The sequence below is a fragment of the Lysinibacillus sp. fkY74-1 genome, from assembly GCF_053165895.1.
Map to the genome: position 1 here is coordinate 2445800 of NZ_CP170173.1, position 17064 is coordinate 2462863.

Sequence of the window (17064 nt, forward strand, 5' to 3'; positions counted from 1 at the left end):
AATGATTTATATGATCAAAAGACGATATGCAGTTTTATGGCTGGAGAAAGACACAACCACCAGATGAAGTAATATTTTATAATCCCTGTAAAGCTAACCCGTTCTAATCTAGGACGGGTTGCTTCAGGAGATATTTTGCACTTTTCAAGCGATTTTTTACACATACCACTTGTTGTAGTTTAAGAAAATGCGGCATTACAATGTTCGAAAAATTCTAATTCTACAAAGCGTAATTCCTCGATACTAAAATTGAATGTAGCAATTTAGCCTAATTCAATTATTCTACTCCATTAGCCATCCATGTAACAAAAAACAGCGCTTCTCAGCCAAATCCAAGGATTAGGACAACCCCTTAATCCTTTAACTGATAGAAAACCTGTTTAATTTTGCCTCAGTGCCAAGTATGGCAGTATTAAGCTCATTTCCTCGGCTATCTTGTCCCCTTCTGAAATAGAGACTGCGTAAAAAATTCTTGCAGTTCACGCGAGCAATCACCTGACTGCGACTTCTCGGCAAATTGCAGCATTGCGCTAAGCAGCTAATCCAATCAGCAATTTCTTGATGTGGAAGTAATTCTTTGTCAATCATTGTATCCACGATATTGACCAACCGCTCATCATCCTCATCACTAAAAATATGTATTTCATTATGGAGCATGCTAGATATAGCGACAAGCACCTCACGAAGCATTGCAACGCTGCTCTCCTCGCACTGCACCAGCTCAACAAAAACATCTGCACCGTGAGACGCGCTGTGAGCCCAGCCTCCTACTGAAAGGTAACCCCGCAGATCCTTCTCCTCCTTGTAATAACGGAGCATGTCTCGCATTAATTGCTCAATTTCTTCTTGAGTTAAAAATGGATTCTGTCTGTGGCGTTGTATAATCAAAGCGATAGGCAAGGCAGAAAACGTCCTTGTAAAAACTGACTGATCCTCCTCACTGCCAATTTTATAGAACAAATGGTTCTCATCCGTCAGAACAGTTAAGAGACTACGCAACTCCTCTTCACTGAACCTATTCTCTTCCTTAATCCACATATAAAACATCGGATAAATCAAGTTATCCCGCAATTCTGGCTGAGGATCACCGATATATTGAAGTAACAAAGGTAAGAAATCTTGATGCTGCTCACCTTCGCCTAACTGATACGCATTCTCCTCAATTCTTTGTAAATCCTCCATAAGTTTAAACCTTATGTCGCTCATTTTCCCATCTCCTTTAACATGAATATAATCTCTTCTATTACAATATCAGGCTCATCATGATGTATATAATGTCCACTACGACTAGCAATCCGGAACTTACTAGACGTTGACAGCCATTGGAATTCTGCTTGTAGACTTTGTTCAATTCCTAATATTTCTTGTGAGGGCCATCCACCTTCATTTTCATTAGTATCGGGTAAACCTCTTGTAATAATTGAGAGAGGGATATCACTTTGGTTTGAATAATCAACGATTTGCTTATAACTCTGTATTTTATCAATTTTCTCACTATTTAACATAGGGTTCTCGAAATATTCCCTATTTCCTGCAAGTAGATTTTCTGGTAGAACCTTTTCATAGGCAAGTTCTTTATATTCCGGTGCAGCGTCAACCAAAACCATACCACAGATGTCCAGCGGATAAAGACTGGTATACAATCTGGCGACCAATCCACCAAAGGAATGGCCTACTAATATATAAGGCTTCTCCACATCAAGCGCTTGTACCAATTCGGAGAGCTCCTCAACAAGATCACAGCAAGTTCGCGTAACAGCTACGTCTTGACTCCTGCCAATACCCGCCTTGTCATAGGACAAGGTTGACGTTTCTTCCGATATTCGATCTTGGACCTTTTTCCTTGTTTCATGGCTATCGCCTAACCCGGCAATAAAGATTACGCTGGGTGTATTTTTACGATATTTATTGAACCGTATACGCCTATTATAGAAATTGATTATCTTTTTATGTCGTATCGTCATTTTAATCACCTAATTAAACTATAAGCTTTACATTATTATTTCTACAATAAAAAGGTCCGTTTATGCAACTAAGGGGTAATTTTCCAAAGCCCTTCATTGCCGTTAAGTGCTTAGAAAAAGGGGATAGTATTGTTTATAAAAATGGTTATTGGATTCTTTAAATATGTTAGCGCTTATATTCGGGTTGTTTTAAAATAATTGGATTTGGATTGCTAAGTACCCATTGCACTGCTAACTCGCATAGTCTCGCAGGCTCCTTATCTCCATCACCTTTGTAAAGTTCTTTCGCTAAAGTGATAGATTCCTGGAGTGCAGCGGGATGTAATGGTGTACCTAAGCTAATGTAATGGTTCAAACTTTTGAGCATTTTACGAAAATCATTATCCCAGTTGATGCCGCCATTATGTAAAATTTCGTATGAGACTTTACCAGTAATACGAATAACCTCTCCTTGTACAGTTTGGGCATGTCCTTGCGAAGGAATTAGTAAATCCCAAAGTTCATTATGTTGTGCCTGCCAGCCCTTTGTACATACTGTTATTTTAGACTTACCATCATGCGTTTTTCGCTTCTCTACAGGTGAAACATCAAATAGCTCATAAAGACGGGAAAGTGCCTCATCCGTTTCTTTCAAATATTCTTTATTTAAACCTTGTCTATGGAATTCAAAGTCTTTTCCAATTCGCTTGATAGAATTTTTCATTTCCGGCGTTACAGCTATACCTGCGCTCAAAAAAATCTCAGAAACTTCCACTAGATCAACAATATTTATATTTCTACATACTGCTAAAGCTTTGTCCAAAGGCGTCTCATTCAACATATTTACCGCGCTTATATTTGCTCCTTTAGAAACCAATGTGCGCACCGCATTTGGTTTAAAAAAAGCAGCCGCAGCAAATAAAGGTGTTTCATTTTGATAATCCAAGGCTTCTATATCTGCATCTAACTCAAGAAGCAATTCAATATTCCCCCGCCAATTTATTGCCTGATTATGTAAAGCTGTTCTTTTGTAATTGTCTCTCGCATTTATATTTGCTCCCTGTTCCGCCAGCCAGCGAACCAATTCATCCGGTACATCGAAAAAGCTTAAGGCTGTTGTTTTACTATAACCGCCATATGCATCTAGCTCGCATTTGGTAAATACCTCTTGTAATGCCGCAATATCACCTGCTTCAATTAGTTCACTAAAATTTTTCGGTAACGTTTTTCTCTTCCTCGCCATATGTATTTTCCTCCTCACATTAGATTTTTGAATACAATTCATCACGTCATTTACTAACTATATACCATTCTATATTTTACCATGTTTTAATTTCTTTTTTGGCATGGAGGAGGGATTGGTTGTGTCAACTATCCATAATACTAAAAAAGGCTGTTCAATCACTGAACGTTTTGAACAGCACTCTTCTTATTCACTATGCCATTTCAGTTTTACATCCTCCTCTAAACAACCGAGTTGATTGAAATGGTTGGCAATAATATTAAAATACATATTTTCATCTGTGTTTATATCGACTTTACGAAGCACATCATTAGCGATATATGCGGCATCCTTTCCTAATGCAAAGATTGTGTTGAAGGCACGCACACGTATATTTTGGTCTAAATCAAACATAGCAGATAACAGCTCATCAGCCGGTATAGGCTCACTAAAATGAGCATATGGATCTTCATAAGTAGCACAATAAATCCGCTCTCTTGCCTCCTCAAAAGTATCACCTAGTAATACTCCTCCAGCAAAAATCCCATTATCCGATTGCGAAATATTAGCCATATTAATCTCTACAAAATGCGTATCTTTTACAATATAATGTTTATCATCTAGGTTTAGTGCAATAACATAATCATCCCACGTAGCGACTCCTCCTGGTTCAATATAAACTGCAGGACGATACAAGTATTTTGCTGTCACATCTTTGAAGAAAATCGTACATTCAGCATAAGGGCTACCAAAGCTAGATAAAACTCGTAAGGCATATCTACCTTCAAACTTTATTAGTTCGTCATACACGTAATAGCCTTCAAGATCACCCTCTATATGGGCATCATGAAAAACTAATTGGACCATTGACTCGACTGTAAACCCGTTACTCATATCTAATAAAAGCATAAAATTATTTCCTTGTTGCTCAGCATTCAAAATTTCTCCATCGTGCAATGATTGTGAAAAAACAGTTTTTGCAGACGAATGAAAGCTTTCCACAATTGATTCACGCTCTTCATAAATAGCATTACTCTTAGTTATGAACTGCTCAATTGTCACATTGCACCACTCTTGAAACTCTTTCATTAAAGTATCATTTCCAAATAGAGTTCGTTCAATCATTCCGGATTGAAACTTTTGTGGTAAGACATCTATATACGCAGTTAAATACTCGTATAAATGATCTTCAAATTCGCCATCGAACTCCTCTTCAAATGGATATGTTTGTGCTGCGTTGAATACTTCCTGACGTTCACGTGTTAAGAAAAACATCATCCCACTCCTTTTAGCTGTAATGCCTATTATTTAAAGTATATGAACGATAAAAAAATGTAGTTTTAAAGTGTCTAATATACAGGTTTCTATGCTGAGTACACACTCAGCATACTCTTGAAAAGTACTTATAGTAGACCTGTTTATGTATTGCATAAATAGCTGTTTAAAGAATATTTCATTGAATTCAAAATTTGGTTTTGGAAATTTATCTAAAATGAATATGTAGTGAATTTAGTACTATTTCTTAAAACATTATTTATTTTTGCCACAAGCCATCACGGCAGCTATTGAAATAATCACGCCCATACCCATTAAAAAAATAACATCTCCTCATTTCAAAAAAACAGCCCACCAAACCAAATAATACCAAATTTTCAGCCATTTAAAAGCTCGTAGTTGTATGTAATTTTATTTCTATACCCAGCTCTATATTTAAGAAAGTTTCTACACAAGTACTTCTTTAAGCATAAGACCCATTTTAATTATTTTCTCCATATAGTTTGATAAGGGTTATATAACACTGTAGCGAATAGCTAATTATTTTTATAATCATCTATAAAGCTAACCCGTTCTAATTTAGGACAGGTTGCTTCAGGAGATATTTTGCACTTTTCAAGCGATTTTTTACACATACAACTTGATGTAGTTAATGCGGCATTACAATGTTAGGGAAATTCTAATTCTATAAACGTCATTCCTCGATTTATCTTTTCATGTTGCATCGTAGACGACAGTGTAGAGACAGGGGAAATGCCAATCCAACCCTCTACCCTATTGTCTTCTTCTGCAACAAAACGCAATGTTGCATGTTGTCTTTCATCCCTTACCTGTTCACTTGGCACAATTATTTTAAAGGTTGCCAACCCTGTTTCGATTCCTTCTTTATCAATCTGTAATTCCTCTTTCAATCCTTCTTTTCCATTTTACGAATAATGAGTGTGTCCATCCTAATTCCCTCCTTATTATTTTAAAAGGACTGCTAGCTTTCGCTAACAGTCGGAATCATTAACAACATGAATTTGATGGACCGGCAAGATTTATTCCACATACACCGGTTTCAGGTAACTCCAATTCCACACGTTTTGAAGCTTCTTCATCATCTGATAAAAAAGCTGTTATGGAACGAACTTGTTCGTAGCCTGTTGCCATTAAAAAAGTTGGTGCACGTCCATAGCTTTTAGCTCCGACTATATAGAAGTCCTTTTCTGGTTGGCGTAGAATTTCTTCTCCATGTGCTCTTACTGTGCCACAACTATGCACATTTGGATCAATTAATGGTGCTAAGGAATGCGCACTTTCAGTTGCTGAATCAATGGAAAGCCGTAATTCACTGTTAATTGAAAGGTCTGGTCTACTTCCTGCATTGACAATAAGCTCTTCAAATCCTGTTAATACTTTTTGTTCTCCGTTCATTGCACCAACAATATGGATGTTCTCAACTTTATTCACCTGTGAGATATAGAAAGGTGTTATTACTTCAATCTTACCTGTATCCACTAATTCATGAATGCGAATACCAAGTGTGCCACGGGCTGCTAATGCATCTTTTTCTTCGCCACCATAGGCTTCTTCTACAGACTTTTTACGCATAATCCACACTAGCTTGGTTGCAGGATTCTCTGTTTGTAATTCTGCAAGCGCCAATAATGTATTAATAGCTGAATGACCACCTCCAATAACTGCAACCTTCTTATTGGCATATCTCTTAGTATTCGTAGCAATGTCTGGGATACCATATTCAATGTGATTGGCTAATGCCTTTTCACTTTGTAGCCATACACCTGTAGAATTTGCTGGGTTGGGATTTCCCCATGTACCCGTTGCATCAATAACTGCTCTCGCCTCAATCATACGGATGTCATTCTCTTGTTCAATATAAATAGTAAAGGGCTGTTCAACTCGATTTTTCGTCTTCATCTTATCATTCAACTGTCGTGAAATCCCTACTACTTTTGCGTTCAACTGAATGTTCGGCTTCATTTGTACTAGCTCAGAAAAAGGCTTTAAATAAAGATCAATTAATTCATGTCCTGTCGGTAACGTATCTAAATTAGGTGCTACCCATCCGGAGTCATCTAATAAAGCTTTAGCTGCTTTATTAATATTATATCGCCATGGTGAAAATAGTGTAACATGCCCCCAGGTACGAATATTGTGTGCTATTTCACGCCCAGCCTCAAGTAAAATAAATGCTTGCTTTTGTTCCACTAAATGAGCAGCTGCAGCTAATCCAATAGGACCTGCGCCAATTATGACAATCGGTAAATTCTTGTTGGATTTATTAACACTCTTCTGTACTTCAATATCCTTTTTAGTAGTACAACAAGAGCCATTTTGGTTGATTATATTTAGTGTTTTCATTATTACCTTCTCCTCTTTTTCTTTATATAAGCATTCTCTTATATATAATATATTTTTTACGTCTAGCAGTTAGCTAGACGTTTAAACTTTGCATGTGTAATTAACACATTTCACATATCGTTTATCAATTTCTTTTACAGCACTTTTAAATTGCAACCTTGTCGAAGCGCCGTAACAATCCAAGGCTTCTTCAAAAAAATCAAAAGCGAACTCTTTGGCCTGACTCAATGTGTGCTCTCTACTATTCATAATAACTATTAAATAAGCGATAAAATAGTCTAGAGTTCATACGCTAGCATGAATCACTGTCATTTTTAATCTTCCATTCAATTACAGCTCATCAGCTACAAATTGCTCAATGCGTTTGCCGATTGCATCACGTACATTTTGGAATACAGTCCATTTCTCTTCATCTGTTCCTGTCGCTTTCGCTGGATCTTCAAATCCCCAATGCTCACGACGTACGTGCGGTGGAGTCATTGGGCATTTATCAGCGGCATCCCCGCATAACGTAACAACTACTGTGGCATTGTTTAATGTCTCAAAATCAATTAAATCTGATGTGTGATCCGAAATATCAACCCCTACCTCTGCCATCGCTTTAATGGCCTTCGGATTTACGCCATGTGCTTCGATCCCAGCACTATTTACAGTCCAATTTGGAGGGAGTATTTTTTTTGCCCACCCTTCAGCCATTTGACTACGGCATGAGTTCCCCGTACATAAGAAATAAAGTGTATTTGTCATAAAAATTGCTCCTTACAATTCAACGGTTTTAAAGTATTTTTTCTGCCAACGTAAGGCAACCCATACAAGTCCGATGAGAACAGGTACTTCTACAAGTGGACCAATAACAGCAGCAAATGCCACGCCACTGTGAAGGCCAAACACGCCAACTGCCACGGCGATCGCTAGCTCGAAGTTGTTACTTGCAGCTGTAAAAGAAAGAGCTGCTGTGACAGGATAAGAAGCACCTGCTTTACGAGAAGAGAAGAATGACACAGCAAACATCACCACAAAGTAAATAAATAATGGAATAGCAATTCGCACTACATCAAGTGGCAGTTCTACTAATTGCTCACCCTTTAAAGCAAACATCATCATAATCGTAAATAACAGTGCAATTAAAGTAAGTGGTGAAATCTTTGGCAAGAACTTTTCTTCATACCACTGTTTCCCTTTTGTTTTAATCCCTATCCATCGTGTGAGGAACCCTGCAGCAAACGGGATACCTAAGTAAATAAGTACACTCTTAGTAATCTCCCACATAGAAATGGATACATGGAAATTCTCTAAACCAAACCAACCAGGCAATACATTTAAGAAAAAATAAGCAAAAATAGAATATGTCACGATTTGAAAGATGGAGTTAAAAGCAACGAGTCCAGCGACGTATTCCCGGTCTCCACGGGCTAAATCGTTCCATACAATGACCATTGCTATACAGCGAGCTAAGCCAATCATAATGAGTCCAGCCATATATTCAGGATAATCATGCAGGAAGATGATGGCTAAAAAGAACATTAAGAACGGTCCGAGTAACCAGTTTTGAAAAAGGGATAGCAAAAGCACCTTCCAATCCTTAAACACGCGCCACATTTCTTCATATTTTACTTTCGCTAATGGTGGATACATCATAACAATTAACCCTATTGCAATCGGTATGGACGTTGTACCAATAGACATGGCCTCTAATGCTTCGCCGATATTGGGCATGGTGATACTTAATACGACACCGATACCCATTGCAACGAATATCCAAAGGGTAAGGTAACGATCTAGAAAAGAAAGCTGTTTGGTTAAAGATTCATTACGCATGATCAGTCCCTCCTATATGGCAACAATCTGTGCCACAGTTGCACCCGTTTAAAGGTTGAATTTGTTCTAAAATCCCCTTCATCAGTGGCGTTTGATCCTCTACTAAACGGTAATGTTTCCAAGTCCCTACTTTTCGTTCCGTAATAATGCCTGCCTCCTTTAATTTTCGTAGATGCTGACTAACGGCTGGTTGTGATATTCCTAACACCTCCACAAAATCACATACACATACCTCCCCATTTTTCATGCATGCAAGTAATTTAATGCGATTCAAATCTGCTGCTGCTTTTAATTGTTTTTCAATTAGTGTATTTTCCATGTATCTGCACTCCTTATATAACTATTTACTTATATATTATTTTAAATAAAATCACCTAACCAATTCAGGTGAATAAATTTTTATATAACTATACACTTATATTATGTACACTGATTGGAAATTGCAATAAAAATTTTTATAGATATTAAAAATTATTGTGTTGTAAACAAAACAAAGCACCGCTTCTTAGTTACTGTGCTTTGTTTTGTTTAACCATTATTCCATTACTGTCTGACCAAAGTACATATTCATCCTGAAACGAAACCTATAGATACCTGTTTTTTTGGTGCGAATACACAAGGCTATTCCATTTTTTCGGAGTTATTTCTAATGGAAAATCTTCTATAAGTAAGAAGGTTAAGCATCCACCGTCAGAACTCTTTTATTAAAATATGAACTAAGTAAATATTAATATTCGAATTTTAGTTAATAATTTTCTTTTTCCTAACCGTTTTTTCAAACCATCCAAATGCAACTTCTGCCTCAATATATTCATTGTCTGGTGCAACTAAAAAAATGACAAATGATTCACCCGATGGGAAAATATATTTTCCATCTTCATCACTAACTAAAGTACTTTGCGGGGGTACTATTCGCTTAAACGCATTGATTCCATTCTTAGGTAGTCCATTAACAAGTTCAGCAAATTTGATGTTCACCTCCGGCTTTGGAAGTGGAGAAATGGCTGTGTTTGAAGGTGTCACATTTTTCGAAACCATTGGATTTCCAGGTGGAATTGCTTTAAACCAGATTTCAGCTACAAAAGGTTGATTTGAGTGATTCGTTATGGTAAACGCATTGACAAATAGATCTACATTTGAATGATGGGGGTTACTTAAACTACCCCAAGCATTTTTTCCTTGTCCGAAACAAATCGCTTCAGTTTGTCCTACAAAATATCTCCCCTGTAATGATTGATATAATGGATTAGGTATATTAACAGCCTTAATCATTCGATCATGATTCATCATAAGAACAACACTCCTTTCTACAATTTATGTAAATTAATATAAAATGTGCAGATAAAGATTTTTCTGAAACAAAAATGTTGAACAGACGAATAATTAGCTTCATTATATTTTTTCATGAAAAAATATAACTCTAGAATTAAATATCTATTTAAAATTATTCATGAATACAAAAATGAATAGTGAACTTTGTATGTAAACACACCCCTCCTCTCCATAACTTATGAATAAGTTATGGAGAGGAGGTGATAAAAAATTGAGTGAGAATAAAACTAGAAAAAATGCTACTAATAATGAAATAGATCAATTTTATAAAGCTGTAGATGCTTTCAATGAGGCAGCGAGTGCTTTTTTCCGTATACCCATTTTTTTAGCCACCAAAACCTATTTACTCTGGGACCATCGCAACCACCATTATCACAAGAGCAGCGATTCATTATTCGCATGTTTAATGAAATAAAAGAGGTGCTTCTTTTCCCTAGAACACTACCAAATACAGACCAGTATCAGTGTTTTTACTACATTAAAATATCCATACATAAGGTGATTGTTCATGTCTAATACTCTTTACTACATATTATAAATAGAGAGGGGATAAGTTCTTGTATGGATAATTGTCGGTATAATAGTAGATTGTCAACATTTAGAGCATGCGATAACTCCGGACCATTTATGGCTACAGAAACCAACTGTATAAACCCTTCTTCTCCTACTGATAACACTATAATTGCATTCTCAACTGGAAATTCAACATCACATATTCAAGCTCTAGTTGGACTTGCAAGTAGTATAGGGTTCGGTACTGCAAATACCGTTTCGATTATAAATAATGTCATTAACTTAAATGGAAACACGAGTGAAGCCTTCACAGTTCCTAGTGATGGTAACATTACAGCTATCTCAGCGTCATTTTCTCCATTAGGATCATTACCTTTAGTAGAAGGATCTGTTACAATCCGAGCTCAAATTTTTCATGCACCCGTTGGAAGTAATATGTTCACTGGTACAAGTGCCTTTGTTGATTTAACTCCCCCTATAACATTACCAGTAGTAACCTTCGGACAAATTGCTTTCGCATCAAGTAATATTTCACCCTTATCTATATCAGTTGGAGATTGTTTATTAATGGTATTTTATATCTCATCAATAATGGTAAACTTCCCAGTTAATTTAATTGGTACTGCAAGTGCAGGTATTCATATAGTAACTAAAAAATAATTCAACTTCACCTACTGTTATTTAGGATAATGAAGGTGATTGAGTTCTATTTATTCCTTCAATCATTGTATGTATAAAATATTTATAATCCATAATGAACCACTCAGGAGATTGCAAAGAAATACGGGGTTTCACATCGAACCATTATTCGCTATTGAATGGAACTGAGTGAGAGCTGAGGGATGGCTAAACTGGCCCCAGCAAAACTACACCACAGTTAGTAGTAACTACTAAACTGTGGTGTAGTGTTAATTTGGTGTTCACTTTACTTTTATCATTTTAAAATCTATCCTAATTTTCTATTTTACTTTAACCCCTGTGGAAACCTAAATACATTCAAGGGATCATACTTACTTTTTACTCGATTCAACCTCTGTGCATTGCCTCCGAAATACTCTTTCTCAAAATTTTTAAGATGACTAATGGGAAAGTTCACATAGGAACCTTTTGTCATCTTTTTAATAATTTCAAAGCGTTCACGAACCCATTCCTGATTTCCCTTAGCATACCTATCGTCTATCCATACAGACTGAATGCCCATGATATATTTGGCATCTCTATAGTAAAAGGCCGTTTCATTTTTATCTATGTTATTGATTGCTCCCCCTAGTGCATAAAAGGATATAGCTGCATAAACTGAACCATTGGGAGGGCTTTCCACAAGTCTTCCAATATTTTCGAGCTCATCGGATGTATAGCTCCTTTGAACAAACCTACCCGTTGATTTAAATTTTTCAAACGGTGGATAAGTTGCCTCTACCCTTTTCACTGCTTCTAGAAAGGATAATTCTTCTAAGTTCATTCGAAAACCCTCTATTTTTGCAAAAGGTTGTAAAATTTTCTTTGCCAATCTTGAAGAACCGTAAAAAAATCCTGTTGCAAAAATACCTAACCCTTCTTCCTCCGTGTTATAAAAGCTTGCAACCAAAGTCATTCGTTTATCCAATTCAGGTAACCAGTTTTGCCAAATATCCATAACTTCTAGTTGCTTAGCCTTTGTAGTATTTACATAAAAGAATCTAATTAATGTGACAGGGCCTTTTATTGGTTTTGGTAACTGAAAAGTCATGCTTACAACCACCCCAAAATTACCTCCACCAGCACCACGACAAGCCCAGAAAAGATCAGAGTTGCAATTTTTATTTGCCTTTATGATTCTTCCCTCAAAATCTACCAATTCAAGTTCAATCAAACTGTCACACCCTAGACCATAAAGTCGACTGGAGAATCCCCAACCTCCACCCAGTGTAAAGCCAGAAACTCCAACGGTCGGGCAAGTTCCCCCTGGAAAAACATATCCATTTGAACCTATAAAATCATATACGTCTGAATTTTTTGCTCCTGCTTCGATTGTTAATACATCTTCCTTTTTCTCCAAACTCATTGCATTTAAGCGACTTATATCAATTACCAATACAAAATCACCAGAGGAATATCCCTCATAATGATGTCCACCCGACCTAATGCGAATTCCGATGCAATGTCTACGTGCCCAAAGAACGGCGTTAACAACATCCTGCTTTATTTCACAATATACAATTACCAGCGGGAATTTCTGATTAGCTCGATTCCATTCTTGTCGTGCTTCATCATAATTAGGATTTTTTATCGTTATCACTTCACCTGTTAATCCTTTTAAAAGCTTAAAATCTTGTTCCATTTCAGTCACCTCTACTAATACAATAATAGTTTTTTATTATCGTATTCTTTGGCTTCAAAAGGGTGTAGGTATTAGGGACGTATGATTGAAGTTCTCAGGGGTATCAATCACTTCAAAAGTTGTGCTCGAAAACAAGTAGATTTTTATACTATTAATAATTTGTTTGTAATTAGGATAAATTCTAACCTTACCTACAATAAAACTAGAAATTTACCTATTAACTTAATAACTTTAAAGTATCAGATAAAAAGAATATTAAATATGAATCCTACATATATTGATTTTAATATTGCTTGAAAACAGGAGTCTATTATTAGCCTAATCATGAAATTATAAAATAAGCGAAAATTATCTATAAAGATAGGATGATGACAATAATTGATAAATCGCTTCTTGCTATGGTTATTTTACGTGTATTATCTGGAAGTATTGAAGTTAGTGCTGGATTGTTAATGCTGAAGCTGAATAACTTGGAAAAAGCATTCTATATTAATACAATGCTTGCTTTGTTTGGCCCAACCGTTTTAATTGTCACGACTGCAATTGCATTATTTGGATTAGCTGATAAAATTCCTGTGACGAGAATCATTTGCCTATTTACGGGAATTACCCTTATTATAATAAGCTCACATATTAAGTAATAATAAATGAATCTAAAAAAGCACTTTCCAGGAAAGCGCCCTTATATATTAAAACTAACTCTTCTCTTTAAAAAGTCATAACATCTACCTCAAACCGTCCCATCATTTTCTAATTTTATATGAATCACTTCTTGTAGAAGCCTTTGGAGGATAGAAGCAACATTGAACGCATCATCCAGAATACCCATTAAGATACCAAGTACATTCACTACAAAACTATGTCCTATTCTATCCCTCTATAATTTCGTATAAAAAAAGGGATTTCGCACCGATAACCGAAGTACGACCAAATCCCTATTTTTTCGAAAATCGCATTAGAAGTTTAAATAGTGAAGTTTTGTAGACTTTCTGAACTTAGACTATATGAAATCACTTTCTCCTTACGCTTCCTGACTACATCCACATGATTGTCGTAGGGAAAAATTAAGAAATTCACATCTTTTTTACCACTTTTTAAGTTGATGATAAAAGGTGTAACATTCGTCTCAGGCTGTAAAAATAATTTTTCATTGCCCGGAAATATATAATATTTTTTCAAAAAGATAGCTTTGTTAAAAAAGTCTATAAATCTTATTTTTTCTCTCTCTTCTAAATTCTTTCCCTTAAATGAGATCGTAACCTCTTTTGAGTCGAGTTCTTTATGAAGCTCAAATTTATTTACTAGCCACGCCACAGCTATACTTGGTGGGCTCATTAACAATTTAATAATAGATCCAATCACTATTGTAATTATCAATCCCGTTGTCATATCCTATCAACTCTTTCAGCTATTTTTTCTTAATAGCTACTACTATATTAATAATTTCATTTCTCATTAATCAGTAATTACGCTATATTGATGTTTATCATCCACCTTTCAATGATAAGGGATTTATATTATTTATCACCCTCCAATTTTTAATTTTTTTGACCATCCACTTATGTACTAATAACATCTCTGGTATGTCATGTATCGAAGTAAATCTAATACTTCTAATACCCTATTAATCCAGCAAAATATAAAAAGCCCAAAACTTTTTGTCCTTTTTAAGACAATTCGTTTTGGACATTCCTTTTTATCATTGGTAGATTAAGATTCTGCTCTTATCGAATTAAGAAACTTCATTCATGGTGCTTCTTCATCAGCCGAGGGACCGTAGCTGCCGGGCACCGGAATATTGAGAAGGCGTAAATATACTCCGATTTGCGCTCTATGGTGAATCATATGGCTTAATCCAAAGGTACGGAACGCCATGGCTCGTGGCTGACTGCGGATGATATGTTCACCTTGACGTAATGTCCATTCTTCAGCAAGCAGCTTCTCGTTACATTCAGCTAGCAACTTTTCAAGCTTGTCTACGTTTTCATCAAATTCATTCAGAATGGAAGCTTGCTTATCTATTGGCTCCCTTCTCAGCGGTACTGTCAAAAGATCAAACTCTGAGTGCTGAAGTATTGCGATTTGCCAGTTCAGTAAGTTGATTAAATGTGTGGCTAACCCACCAAGTGTCATCGATTTCTCGTGCGGCTTCCACGACAGGTGCTCCTCAGGCAAACGTTCCAAAATGCGGCGTGTAGCGGCTAATTCATGCAATGTGTCGCCGATAATCAGTTGTTTAATCATAGATTCCTCTCCTCCCTTTTGGTTAGCATACTATAAATTCCATTCAAATAGAAAGCTCTCACTAGACTTGGCTTTATGCTTACGGCAATAAAAAGAAGCTGTAATCACAGCTTCTTTCATAAAAAAACTATAGCCACTCCGCACTATTATCAGCAAGTCCTTGCAGCTCATTCATAAAGATACCTGCATGATAACCATCACAAACGGCATGATGAAATTGTAGGGAGATTGGTAGGTGGTACTCCCCATTTATACGCGTATACTGAGCGCCGGTTATAATTGGTAGTAGGTAATCTCCACCATTATGAATGTTCAAATTAAATCCAGTAAAGGAACACCAAGGAATCATAGAGATTGGGATATTGTTTTCTGGCACAGGCATTTTTGGAAACATTCGACCTGTACCTTTATACATATCTACATCTTGCTCGTATTGTTTGTGAAATTCAGAAAATGGAGTTAAATTGGATGTCCAAACGCAAGAAAATGTGCACGACTGTTTTTCAAAAATTGTGTAAGATGGTAACATTTCCGTCCAATAACCTAATTGCCCTTCTTCGTTAAAGTTAGTTCTGAATTCTTGATGAGCATTGACTATTTTAGTCATCATAAAAATAAACGCGGGATATAGCTTAAAATTCTTTTTCTTTAAATTCTCCATCAAAACAGTAATATTAATTTCATTCGTTATACTAAAGGTTGTTTGTTGTTGTAAATAGTGTTCAAAATACTCTTTGCGGTGCCAATTCTCACGGTCAATCAAATTAAATTCCATTTTTTACGCCTCCTAAAATGTTTTATTGGATTTAGGAGGCAATTTTCACTGCTTTTTTCATTTAAATCATCCTTTTTTCTAAATGAAATATGAGAACAGTATAAGGATATGTGATGGGATAGTCAATTATCATCATAATACTAGAGCTTCTTAATAGCAAAATTTGTCGTAAAAAACCGAATTTCGAGAGGGGCTTTTACTTGCGTATATACATAACATTTAATATGCAATATTGAGAAAGTAAATGGAGACGAATCCATTTTTGAAGGAGACTCCCTAGACCACAAAAAAACACAGAAGTCCCATGGACCTCTGCGTTACTTGCTCTCCTTAATAAGTGCCTTCATATCTCCAACGATTGTTTCAACTGGTACGTTCGTCGCGCCATCATAGTCTTTTACAACTGTGCCGTCTGCATTCACTAAATAATAGCTCGACATATGTATGACTTGGTCTGAGTTAGGATCATTTTTGACTAAAGAATTGAATGATTTACGTGCAAATTGCTCGATAAATTTTTGCTGATAACCTGTTAGTAGCTGCCACTTGCTTTCATCTGCAACGTTATACGTATTTAGGTAGTTTGTTAATACATCTGGCTTATCCACTTCTGGATCTACACTAAATGCAACAATTTGATAATCTTCAAGGCCTTCATCCTGCAGTGCCTGCTGTACCTCTGTCATATTAAATGTCATGGGCGGACAGATTGTTGTACAGTTTGTAAAAATAAACATAGCCAACCACGGCTTGCCCTTTAAATCATCCAGGCTTACCTGTTCATTTTTTTGATTGGTTACATTAAAATCTTGAACCTCAATGTTTAAAGATGGCTCAAATTTATAACTTCCGCAAGCAGCTAAAATGCTACTGATTGCTAGTACTAAAACTAGCAGTATGCTTTTCTTTTTCATTTGTATTGCACACATCCCTTCATTTCTTCACCTTATTTTATGCATTCTAGATACCAAATACAAGATAATGAACTTCCGCAAGCAATGCATTTTGTGTAAGTTGTGAACATTAACTAATTTTGGAACTCCATCATACTTATTCTTCCGAATAGCTCTCCTTTTTCAGAAATTTTTTCATAGCTTTTTTTTATTATTTTCGTTATTTCCCAAAGAAAATAACGATTGTTATATAACAAACGATTCTTCACCTTATTATGAATCTGGAATTTTAATAGCAGAATAATAAAATACAGAAAATTCTCTTTTAAGTGCAAATTTTCTCCCGCAATCATTTTTATTAGCAG

At 36.0% G+C, this 17064-nt stretch carries 18 protein-coding genes; 3 read left to right on the forward strand and 15 right to left on the reverse strand.

The features are described 5' to 3' along the window. Positions 1 to 360: 360 nt before the first annotated feature. The 10 genes from ACE1MS_RS11865 to ACE1MS_RS11910 form a co-directional block, all read right to left on the reverse strand. A complete protein-coding gene (locus ACE1MS_RS11865) occupies positions 361 to 1206 on the reverse strand; it encodes a DUF2785 domain-containing protein (protein WP_447402351.1) in 846 nt (281 codons plus the stop codon). Continuing rightward, a complete protein-coding gene (locus ACE1MS_RS11870; protein ID WP_447402352.1) occupies positions 1203 to 1964 on the reverse strand; it encodes an alpha/beta fold hydrolase in 762 nt (253 codons plus the stop codon). Before ACE1MS_RS11870 ends, ACE1MS_RS11865 begins: the two co-directional genes overlap by 4 nt. A gap of 166 nt (positions 1965 to 2130) precedes the next feature. Next, entirely contained in the window at positions 2131 to 3186 is a 1056-nt protein-coding gene (locus tag ACE1MS_RS11875; RefSeq protein ID WP_447402353.1) for an ankyrin repeat domain-containing protein, read from the reverse strand. A 186-nt stretch (positions 3187 to 3372) separates the two neighbouring features. After that, positions 3373 to 4440 carry a DUF4085 family protein gene (locus ACE1MS_RS11880; RefSeq protein WP_447402354.1) on the reverse strand — a complete coding sequence of 356 codons (1068 nt, stop codon included), beginning with the start codon at positions 4438 to 4440 and terminating at the stop codon, positions 3373 to 3375. A gap of 668 nt (positions 4441 to 5108) precedes the next feature. Beyond that, positions 5109 to 5351 carry a hypothetical protein gene (locus ACE1MS_RS11885; protein WP_447402355.1) on the reverse strand — a complete coding sequence of 81 codons (243 nt, stop codon included), beginning with the start codon at positions 5349 to 5351 and terminating at the stop codon, positions 5109 to 5111. Between the two features lie 97 nt (positions 5352 to 5448). Continuing rightward, positions 5449 to 6804 carry an NAD(P)-binding domain-containing protein gene (locus ACE1MS_RS11890; protein ID WP_447402356.1) on the reverse strand — a complete coding sequence of 452 codons (1356 nt, stop codon included), beginning with the start codon at positions 6802 to 6804 and terminating at the stop codon, positions 5449 to 5451. Positions 6805 to 7134: 330 nt separating this feature from the next. Next, a complete protein-coding gene (gene arsC, locus ACE1MS_RS11895; RefSeq protein ID WP_447402357.1) occupies positions 7135 to 7551 on the reverse strand; it encodes an arsenate reductase (thioredoxin) in 417 nt (138 codons plus the stop codon). Positions 7552 to 7563: 12 nt separating this feature from the next. Then, positions 7564 to 8622, reverse strand: coding sequence for an ACR3 family arsenite efflux transporter (arsB, locus tag ACE1MS_RS11900; protein ID WP_036161760.1), 1059 nt, complete (start codon positions 8620 to 8622; stop codon positions 7564 to 7566). Next, positions 8615 to 8941, reverse strand: coding sequence for an ArsR/SmtB family transcription factor (locus ACE1MS_RS11905; protein WP_012294603.1), 327 nt, complete (start codon positions 8939 to 8941; stop codon positions 8615 to 8617). The genes arsB and ACE1MS_RS11905 overlap by 8 nt, the downstream gene beginning before the upstream one ends. A 422-nt stretch (positions 8942 to 9363) precedes the next feature. Beyond that, positions 9364 to 9912, reverse strand: a complete 549-nt coding sequence (locus ACE1MS_RS11910; RefSeq protein ID WP_447402358.1) for a DUF6143 family protein — start codon at positions 9910 to 9912, stop codon at positions 9364 to 9366. 253 nt (positions 9913 to 10165) lie between these two features. Here ACE1MS_RS11910 and ACE1MS_RS11915 point away from each other — a divergent pair, with 253 nt between their 5' ends. Next, complete coding sequence (locus ACE1MS_RS11915; RefSeq protein WP_447402359.1) at positions 10166 to 10369, forward strand: hypothetical protein; 204 nt, start codon at positions 10166 to 10168, stop codon at positions 10367 to 10369. 146 nt (positions 10370 to 10515) lie between these two features. Continuing rightward, the gene (locus ACE1MS_RS11920; protein WP_012294606.1) at positions 10516 to 11127 is read left to right on the forward strand and encodes a hypothetical protein; all 612 of its coding nucleotides are present in this window, start codon (positions 10516 to 10518) and stop codon (positions 11125 to 11127) included. Positions 11128 to 11431: 304 nt separating this feature from the next. Here the strand turns inward: ACE1MS_RS11920 and ACE1MS_RS11925 are convergent, their stop codons facing one another. After that, positions 11432 to 12787: an FAD-binding oxidoreductase gene (locus ACE1MS_RS11925; protein WP_036161765.1), complete on the reverse strand. Its 1356-nt coding sequence runs from the start codon at positions 12785 to 12787 to the stop codon at positions 11432 to 11434. A 365-nt stretch (positions 12788 to 13152) separates the two neighbouring features. On the opposite strand from ACE1MS_RS11925, the gene ACE1MS_RS11930 reads away from it, so the two are divergent. Next, positions 13153 to 13428 carry a YqhV family protein gene (locus ACE1MS_RS11930; RefSeq protein ID WP_012294608.1) on the forward strand — a complete coding sequence of 92 codons (276 nt, stop codon included), beginning with the start codon at positions 13153 to 13155 and terminating at the stop codon, positions 13426 to 13428. A gap of 322 nt (positions 13429 to 13750) precedes the next feature. On the opposite strand, the gene ACE1MS_RS11935 is transcribed toward ACE1MS_RS11930, so the two are convergent. From ACE1MS_RS11935 to ACE1MS_RS11950, 4 genes are all read right to left on the reverse strand, one after another. Continuing rightward, on the reverse strand, positions 13751 to 14176 hold the full coding sequence (locus ACE1MS_RS11935; RefSeq protein ID WP_031416018.1) for a YfmQ family protein: 426 nt from the start codon (positions 14174 to 14176) through the stop codon (positions 13751 to 13753). Between the two features lie 357 nt (positions 14177 to 14533). Continuing rightward, positions 14534 to 15031, reverse strand: coding sequence for a DinB family protein (locus tag ACE1MS_RS11940; protein ID WP_031416019.1), 498 nt, complete (start codon positions 15029 to 15031; stop codon positions 14534 to 14536). Positions 15032 to 15158: 127 nt separating this feature from the next. Continuing rightward, the gene (gene catA, locus ACE1MS_RS11945; protein WP_036163740.1) at positions 15159 to 15806 is read right to left on the reverse strand and encodes a type A chloramphenicol O-acetyltransferase; all 648 of its coding nucleotides are present in this window, start codon (positions 15804 to 15806) and stop codon (positions 15159 to 15161) included. 317 nt (positions 15807 to 16123) lie between these two features. Beyond that, complete coding sequence (locus ACE1MS_RS11950; protein ID WP_012294613.1) at positions 16124 to 16720, reverse strand: SCO family protein; 597 nt, start codon at positions 16718 to 16720, stop codon at positions 16124 to 16126. Between the last annotated feature and the right edge of the window lie 344 nt (positions 16721 to 17064).